Below are 7,517 nucleotides of genomic sequence, written 5' to 3' on the forward strand. Positions count from 1 at the left end.
CGGAATCATGAACATCAGCACAAAAGCGGCAAGCGTCACGGCCACGAGGATCGCCGACTTCGCATAGTGGTGGATGCCGATCAGGTAGCTCAGCGAGAACACCGCATACGTGTTGAAAATCACACCGTCGATATAGCGCGCGCCCCAGCCCAGTAGCACATTGCCGCGGTAGTCGGTGAATACCTCGCGCGCCGGTACTTTCGCGACCGCATGCGTATCGCGAATCTTCGTGAACGCGGGCGTCTCGACGATGCGCAAGCGGATAAACATGCCCACGGCAACGAGCAGGATGCTGGCCATGAAGGCGGCCCGCCATCCCCATTGCAGGAAAGCCTCGGGCGTGAGCCAGGTCGTCAGTGCGGCCACCGCGCCGCTGCTCAGGCACAAACCGATTGCGAGCCCGATTTGCGGATATGACGCATACAGGCCGCGGTGTTTGCGAGGCGCATACTCGAAGGCCATCAGCACTGCACCGCCCCACTCGCCGCCAAGACCAATGCCCTGCAGCAATCGCAACAGGAGCAAACAGGCCGGCGCCCAGATGCCGATCGACGCATAGGTTGGCAGGATCCCAATCAGAAACGTGGACACGCCCATGATGGAAAGCGTGAGCACCAGCAATGGCTTGCGTCCGAACCGGTCGCCGAAATGGCCGAAGATCACACCGCCGAGCGGCCGGGTGACAAAGCCGACCGCGTACACCGTGTAGGCCAGCATGGTGGAAACGAAGGCGTTCCCCGTCGGAAAGAAAAGCTTGTCGAATACGAGCCCGGTGATCGTGCCGTAGAGGAAAAAGTCATACCATTCGACGGTCGTGCCGATCAGACTGGCGAGGGCAACCGACTTCACAGACCTGGCGTCGACGTTGACTGCCGGGCCTCCTGCAATATCCACTGCTTCCATTGCTTGTCTCCTGATAGTTGCCGGGCCCGTGACGTCGTGTGACGTCCGCTGCCTCGGCACTTGCCGTTCATGCGGCTTTTGTTGTGCTGCAAGATACGCCGGTGCGAAACCGGATGTCTCTTTTCCTCCTCTACCACCGTCCCGTGATGCTGATTCCCTTTGCCTCGCTGCTGCGAAAACTTCAGGCTGCCGCGGCGATGAAATTACGTCCGCGTGGCCCACTGAGTGCGTGCGCAATCATCTTGTCCGATTCCTCGACACTGACGCCGTAGCTCGAGAACGACGTTTGCACACCCAGCGCTTCGAGGAAATCGGTCAGGTAGTCCCGCGCGTTGGCCAGTGGACACGGAAAGACTTTCGCGAGCACGGCGTCGCGCGCAGCGCTTTTTCCAAGCGCGAGATCCAGCACCATGGGCAGCGTGAACGAACACGCGATGCCATGAGGCAGACCGTGATGAATCGTCATCTCATACGAAATGGAATGAGCCAATGCGGTCTTCGTATTCGAGAAGGCGAGCCCGGCTTTGAGTGCCGCCAGCGAAGCCTGTTCGCGTAGCGTCCGGTCCTGCAGATTCCCGACGAGCGCCGGCAGCGTGGCCAGCATGTCGCGCGCGGCGGACACGGCGAATTCATCGGAGATCGGGTTCGCATTGACGTTCCAGATGGCTTCGAGCGCGTGCGATAGCGCATCGAGACCACTCTGCACCGTGACCGAGTGCGGCAGCGACAGCGTGAGATCCGGATCGACGATCGCGGCTTCCGGCCACGTCTGCGGGAGCTGCAACGAATACTTGCGCTGCTTGATCGTGCGATCCCAGATCGTCGCCCACGGTGTCACTTCGCTGCCGGTGCCTGCGGTAGTCGGCACCGTGATCAGCGACTTCACGCGCGGCGGGGTGAACGGCTTGCCCGTGTCGAGCAAGGCCAGCAGTTCGGCGAAGTCGCCGCTCTGCGTTCCGACCATCAGCGCTTTCGCCGTGTCGAGCACGCTGCCGCCTCCGATCGCGACAACGACCGGGCAATCCTCGTGCTTTTGCCAGAAATCGCGGTACAGCCCGGCGAGATGGGTCACGTCCGGATTCGGCTGGACATCGTCGATCACCGCGACCACGCTGTCGCCGCACAACTCGCGCACCCGTTTCACGAGCCCGATCTGTGCCGCCTCAGCGAACGTCACGACCACGGCGCGGCGGCCGTTGAGAATCTCCGGTAGCCGCGCGATGCAGCCGGGACCGAAATTCACCTCTACAGGATTCCAAAAGACACCGTTCATCGTCTCCCCTCGTTTTGTGGACTGTCGTTACGGATGAATTATGGGAAATATCGATGTATAGTAAAAATACAAATATTTCTGTCGATGTATTCAACCAATCTATGCGACTCACTCAATTGCGATCGTTTTATGCCGTCGGCAAGCACGGCAGCGTGACGGCCGCCGCGCGGGCGCTGCACGTCAGCCAGCCGACTGTCACAACGCAGGTGCGAGATCTGGAGGAAAGCTACGGGGTGGAGCTGTTTCATCGCAGCGGCCGTCGGATCATGCTGACGGCGGCCGGGGAAACCCTGTTCGCGATTGCCCAGCGGATGTTCGGTAACGAGCAGGAGGCCATCGACTTTCTAAAGGAATCGGCGGGCCTGAGCACCGGGATCATCCACGTGGGCGCCGTTGGCCCACTCCACGCAATGGAAATCGTCGCGGCGTTTCATCTTCGGTACCCGGGATTGCGTGTATCGATCCGGCTCGGCAACTCGGAGGAAACCGTTCGCGGCCTGTTGTCGTATGAAACGGATGTCGCCGTGCTGGCGCAATACGGCGAAAACCCCCTGCTTCATTACGTGCCCTATCGTCAGCACCCGTTAGTCATCATCGTGCCGGCGAAGCATCGGCTGGCGCGCCGACGCAGCGTCCGTCTGGAAGAACTTCGTGACGAACCCATGATCATGCGCGAGCCGGGCTCCACGACACGCAAGGCGCTGGAAGACGCTCTACGCCAGCACGGCATCGAGCCAAACTTTGCGCTGGAAGTGGGAAGCCGGGAGGCCGTGCGCGAAGCGGTCATCTTTGGGCTCGGGATAGCGGCGGTGTCGGAACGCGAGCATGTCGACGACTCGCGACTGCGCAAGCTGATGATCCAGGGCGAGCAGGTGTTGACTCACGCGCATGTCGCCTGCCTCGCCGAGCGTAAAGCCGCGCGGCTCGTGCAGGCTTTCCTGGATGTGGTCAATCAGGTGTTGGTCGAAAAGGATGCTGAGGCCGCCGCGAGCTAGGTGCGTACCGGCAACTGAAGCGAGCATTTCTCCCCGACGGCCCCCATTCCCTGTCCGATATGCGTCTTACGGACGACGAGTACGTATAGCAAATTCTTGTTCGTCAACTCTATATGTATGTCATATTATCGACAATACTGCATATACCCTTACATATTGGCTTGAATCACTTAAATATGTCTGACTAAATTGTTGATCGATTCGGAGAGGGAGAATGTTGAAGCTTCATGAGTCGATCGTCGCAGATTTGATCGAAGCGATCGTGTCCGGGCGGCATGCGCCGGGCACTTCCTTGCCGAACGAGATCGAACTGGCCCAGGCGAGAGGGGTCAGCCGAACCGCGGCGCGGGAAGCCATGCAAAAGCTGCAGTCCCTTGGCCTGATCGAAGTGCGTCGTCGCAAAGGAGCCAGCGTGCTGCCCCGCAGCGCCTGGAATCTGCTGGACCCGACCGTGCTCGACGTAGCCGTCACGTATGTGGCCGACGTCGAATTTTTTCAGGCGCTGATCGAGGCACGTCTGCTTATTGAACCTCGCGCCGCGGAGCTCGCCGCACAACGTGCAAACGATCAGGATATCGAACAGATCGAAGCCGCACTCACTTCAATGGGAGCTCAGGCTGAAGGAACACGCGGTCCAGGTTGGCACGATGCAGATCTGTCTTTTCACACCTCAATCATCGACGCAACCGGGAACTGGGTTTTACGACAATTGATCGTGACGATCCGGGGAGCGCTTGCCGCCGAGATCCGACTTACGGGTCAGCATGCGGCGTCCCCGAAAGAGTCCTTGCAGCTACACCGGAACGTCTTTGAAGCGATTCGCCGGCGACAACCCGCGGAAGCGCATGCCGCCATGACCTGGCTACTCCTTTCGACGCGGCGCGATCTCGATGCACTGGGTCGCGGCGGAGTACTTCGCTCGCAGGGATAGTCGATTAACTGATTGTCAAAACGTGCCCTACAGACACACAAGGAGACGACATGCGCAAACTTCGCTCGCAGAGCTGGTTCGGCAGGAACGATAAGGACAGTTTCATTCATCGTTCGTGGATGAAGAACCAGGGCATTCCGCACGACGAATTCGACGGACGTCCGGTGATCGGCATCTGCAATACGTGGTCCGAACTGACGCCGTGCAACGCGCATTTTCGTGAGCTCGCCGAGTACGTAAAAAAAGGCGTTCACGAAGCGGGCGGTTTGCCACTCGAGTTTCCGGTGATGTCGCTCGGCGAGTCGAATCTGCGCCCTACTGCGATGCTGTTCCGCAACCTCGCTTCGATGGACGTCGAGGAGTCGATCCGCGGCAATCCGATGGACGGGGTGATTCTGCTGGTCGGCTGCGACAAGACCACGCCGGCGCTGCTGATGGGCGCGGCGTCGTGCAATCTGCCCGCGCTTGCCGTGTCGGGCGGCCCCATGCTCAATGGCCGCTTTCGCGGCAAGAACATCGGCTCCGGCACGGGTGTCTGGCAGATGTCCGAGGAAGTGCGCGCGGGCACGATGACGCAGGAGGAATTCACCGAAGCCGAGTCATGCATGAACCGCTCACGCGGCCACTGCATGACGATGGGCACGGCGTCGACGATGGCGTCTATGGTCGAATCGCTCGGCATGGGCTTGCCGCACAACGCGGCGATTCCCGCCGTCGATGCACGCCGGCAGGTGCTCGCGCATCTCGCCGGGCGGCGTATCGTCGATATGGTCCGCGAGGATCTGACAATGGACAAGATCCTCACGCGCCAAGCCTTTGAAAACGCGATCCGCACGAATGCGGCGATCGGCGGTTCGACCAATGCGGTCGTGCATCTGATTGCGCTGGCCAAGCGCATCGGCGTGGAACTGTCGCTCGAAGACTGGGAGCTCGGCTCGAACGTGCCGTGTCTGGTGAATCTGCAACCGTCAGGCGCATACCTGATGGAAGACTTTTACTACGCGGGCGGCCTACCCGCAGTGCTGAAGCAACTCGGCGAACAGGGCCTGCTGCATCGCGAAGCGCTGACGGTGAACGGCAAGACGATCTGGGACAACGTGCGCAACGCGCCAAATCACGACGAGAAAGTCATCACGACGTTCGCCGAGCCGTTCAAGCCGAAGGCCGGTATCGCGGTGCTCAAGGGCAACCTGGCGCCGAATGGCGCGGTGATCAAGCCGTCGGCCGCGACGCCGCATCTGCTGAAGCATCGCGGTCGCGCGGTCGTGTTCGAGAACATCGAGGAATTGCACGCGAAGATCGACGACGACTCGCTCGACATCGACGAGCACTGCGTGATGGTGCTCAAGGGCGCGGGGCCGAAAGGTTATCCGGGCTTTGCGGAAGTCGGCAACATGCCGCTGCCGAAGAAGGTGCTGCAAAAAGGCATCACGGACATGGTGCGCATTTCCGACGGCCGCATGAGCGGCACGGCGTACGGCTCAGTGGTGCTGCATGTATCGCCAGAAGCAGCCGCGGGCGGTCCGCTCGCATTCGTACAAACCGGCGATATGATCGAACTCGACGTCGACGCCCGCCGTCTGCATCTGGATGTCACCGACGAAGAACTCGCACGCCGGCGCGCCGCGTGGCAGGCACCTGCGTCGCCCACACGCGGCTACTACAAGCTTTACGTCGACCATGTGCTGCAGGCGGACCAGGGCGCGGATCTCGACTTCCTGGTCGGATCGAGCGGCGCTGCGGTACCGCGCGACTCGCATTGAACTACACCTGGCAGCGGATGATATCGATGACACCCGACACCCATTCTTCGCCGAGCGGAATCTGGCCTGTTCTCTATGCCTACTTCGACGCCCGCAACCAATTGGATCGCGAAGCACTACGGACGCAGATCAATGCGACGATCGCGGCTGGCGCCCGGAGCATCGTCATACTCGGTCTCGCGACCGAGGTAAACCGGTTATCGCTTGATGAGAAACATCAACTGATCGACTGGGCAAGCGAAGATATTGCCGCACGCGTACCGCTCGTCGTCACGATCACGGGCGATACGGTCGATGCGCAAGTCGCCATGGCTGATTACGCCGTCGAGCGCGGCGCTTCGTGGCTGATCCTTCAGCCGCCGTCAATGCGCGACAAGCCGGAATCGTTCTACTTCGACTTCTTTGCCGCGGTGATGGAGCGCACGCGCGTCCCGGTCGGTATCCAGAACGCGCCGGAATACCTCGGTGTCGGCTTGTCGGCGGAATCGATCGCGGCGCTTGCGAGTCGATGTCCAAATTTCCGCCTGCTTAAAGGCGAGGGACCTGCGACCACGATTCAGGGCACAGTCGAGCGGCTGCGCGCGCTCGGTCATACGTTACCGGTCTTTAATGGAAGGGGTGGACAGGAACTCGTCGACAACCTGCGGGCGGGATGTGCCGGACTGATCGTTGCGCCAGACACATTCGACTGGCAGGTTGCAATACAACGGGCGTTCGCCAACGGACTTGAGCAGGAAGCCGAATCGCTCTATGCCCAGACATTGCCGGCTATCGTCTTTGTGATGCAATCGCTCGACGCTCTCACGTGCTACGGCAAGCGCATCGCCGCGTGGCGAATGGGCTTCGACGTGCAGTACGATCGCGGCGTCGCGCCGACGGCTTTCGGGCTGGAATGTGCGCGGCGCTTTGCAATGCGGCTGGGTCCTTTGAGGTCTCCGCTATCTGGAAAGGTTGTAGCTTGAGACAACGCCCTTTCTGAAATGAGTACTAAGCCCGGCATATTTTTACGTGTGCGCTACTGCATCGATTGCCGCGCTGCCAGGGGCGAAACGTTCGCGCGCTCAAGCTTGAGACTTCACGACCACCATCCCAAAGTATTCCCCCTTGACCACTCGCTCCAAGGCTTGAGGCGCCATATTCACCTAGCAGTTCCACGAGCTTGCGAAATAAGCATTCCTATTCGTGCCGTCTCGACTTTTCCTTATTTTCGTTACTGCGACAGATCCGATCATGGATGACCCGGCAGGACCTTGGCCTTATTTCGGGCAGCTGGTTGCGATGCAGGTGCGCGCGTGGCTGGTTGCGCGGCCACGGACACGTTTGCTGTTGATGCAATTGGGGCTGGCGCTGGCGGCAGTGCTGCTCATCGGTGTCTCGTAGTACAGCCTGCCGGCGCGGCACCTGGCACCGCTACGTTTTTCAGTGGCGATCAACGTCGATCTTTTTTGACCATTGATCTGCGCGGCGCAATCAGGCGGCAACCGCTAGAATTGCGGCTTTAGCCCGGAATTCGCCAATGTCTTTTGCCTCGCTTGGCCTGATCGATCCCTTGCTGCGTAATGTGCAGGACCTCAATTATCAGACACCTACGCCGGTGCAGGCCAAGGCGATTCCTGCTGTGCTCAGTGGCCGCGACGTCATGGCTGCGGCAC

7 protein-coding genes and 1 pseudogene are annotated in these 7,517 nt (G+C 60.4%); 6 read left to right on the forward strand and 2 right to left on the reverse strand.

Annotated features, from left to right (window positions below):
- Both VFE81_RS09770 and psrA read right to left on the reverse strand, forming a co-directional pair.
- The coding region (locus VFE81_RS09770; protein WP_325044399.1) for an MFS transporter at positions 1–903 on the reverse strand (903 nt) is incomplete at its 3' end.
- Between the two features lie 181 nt (positions 904–1,084).
- Positions 1,085–2,176, reverse strand: coding sequence for an iron-containing alcohol dehydrogenase PsrA (gene psrA / locus VFE81_RS09775; protein WP_325044400.1), 1,092 nt, complete (start codon positions 2,174–2,176; stop codon positions 1,085–1,087).
- A 53-nt stretch (positions 2,177–2,229) separates the two neighbouring features.
- Here psrA and VFE81_RS09780 point away from each other — a divergent pair, with 53 nt between their 5' ends.
- The 6 genes and pseudogenes from VFE81_RS09780 to VFE81_RS09805 all read left to right on the forward strand — a co-directional run.
- A complete protein-coding gene (locus VFE81_RS09780; RefSeq protein ID WP_325044401.1) occupies positions 2,230–3,171 on the forward strand; it encodes a LysR substrate-binding domain-containing protein in 942 nt (313 codons plus the stop codon).
- A gap of 214 nt (positions 3,172–3,385) precedes the next feature.
- Entirely contained in the window at positions 3,386–4,102 is a 717-nt protein-coding gene (locus VFE81_RS09785; protein WP_325044402.1) for a FadR/GntR family transcriptional regulator, read from the forward strand.
- Between the two features lie 50 nt (positions 4,103–4,152).
- On the forward strand, positions 4,153–5,865 hold the full coding sequence (locus VFE81_RS09790; protein ID WP_325044403.1) for an IlvD/Edd family dehydratase: 1,713 nt from the start codon (positions 4,153–4,155) through the stop codon (positions 5,863–5,865).
- A 26-nt stretch (positions 5,866–5,891) separates the two neighbouring features.
- Positions 5,892–6,827, forward strand: coding sequence for a dihydrodipicolinate synthase family protein (locus tag VFE81_RS09795; protein ID WP_325044404.1), 936 nt, complete (start codon positions 5,892–5,894; stop codon positions 6,825–6,827).
- A gap of 268 nt (positions 6,828–7,095) precedes the next feature.
- Entirely contained in the window at positions 7,096–7,245 is a 150-nt protein-coding gene (locus VFE81_RS09800) for a hypothetical protein (RefSeq protein WP_325044405.1), read from the forward strand.
- A 136-nt stretch (positions 7,246–7,381) separates the two neighbouring features.
- A pseudogene (locus tag VFE81_RS09805) lies at positions 7,382–7,517 on the forward strand (ATP-dependent helicase); the annotation flags it as partial.

This window comes from Paraburkholderia sp. (assembly GCF_035656215.1).
Taxonomy (GTDB): Bacteria; Pseudomonadota; Gammaproteobacteria; order Burkholderiales; family Burkholderiaceae; genus Paraburkholderia.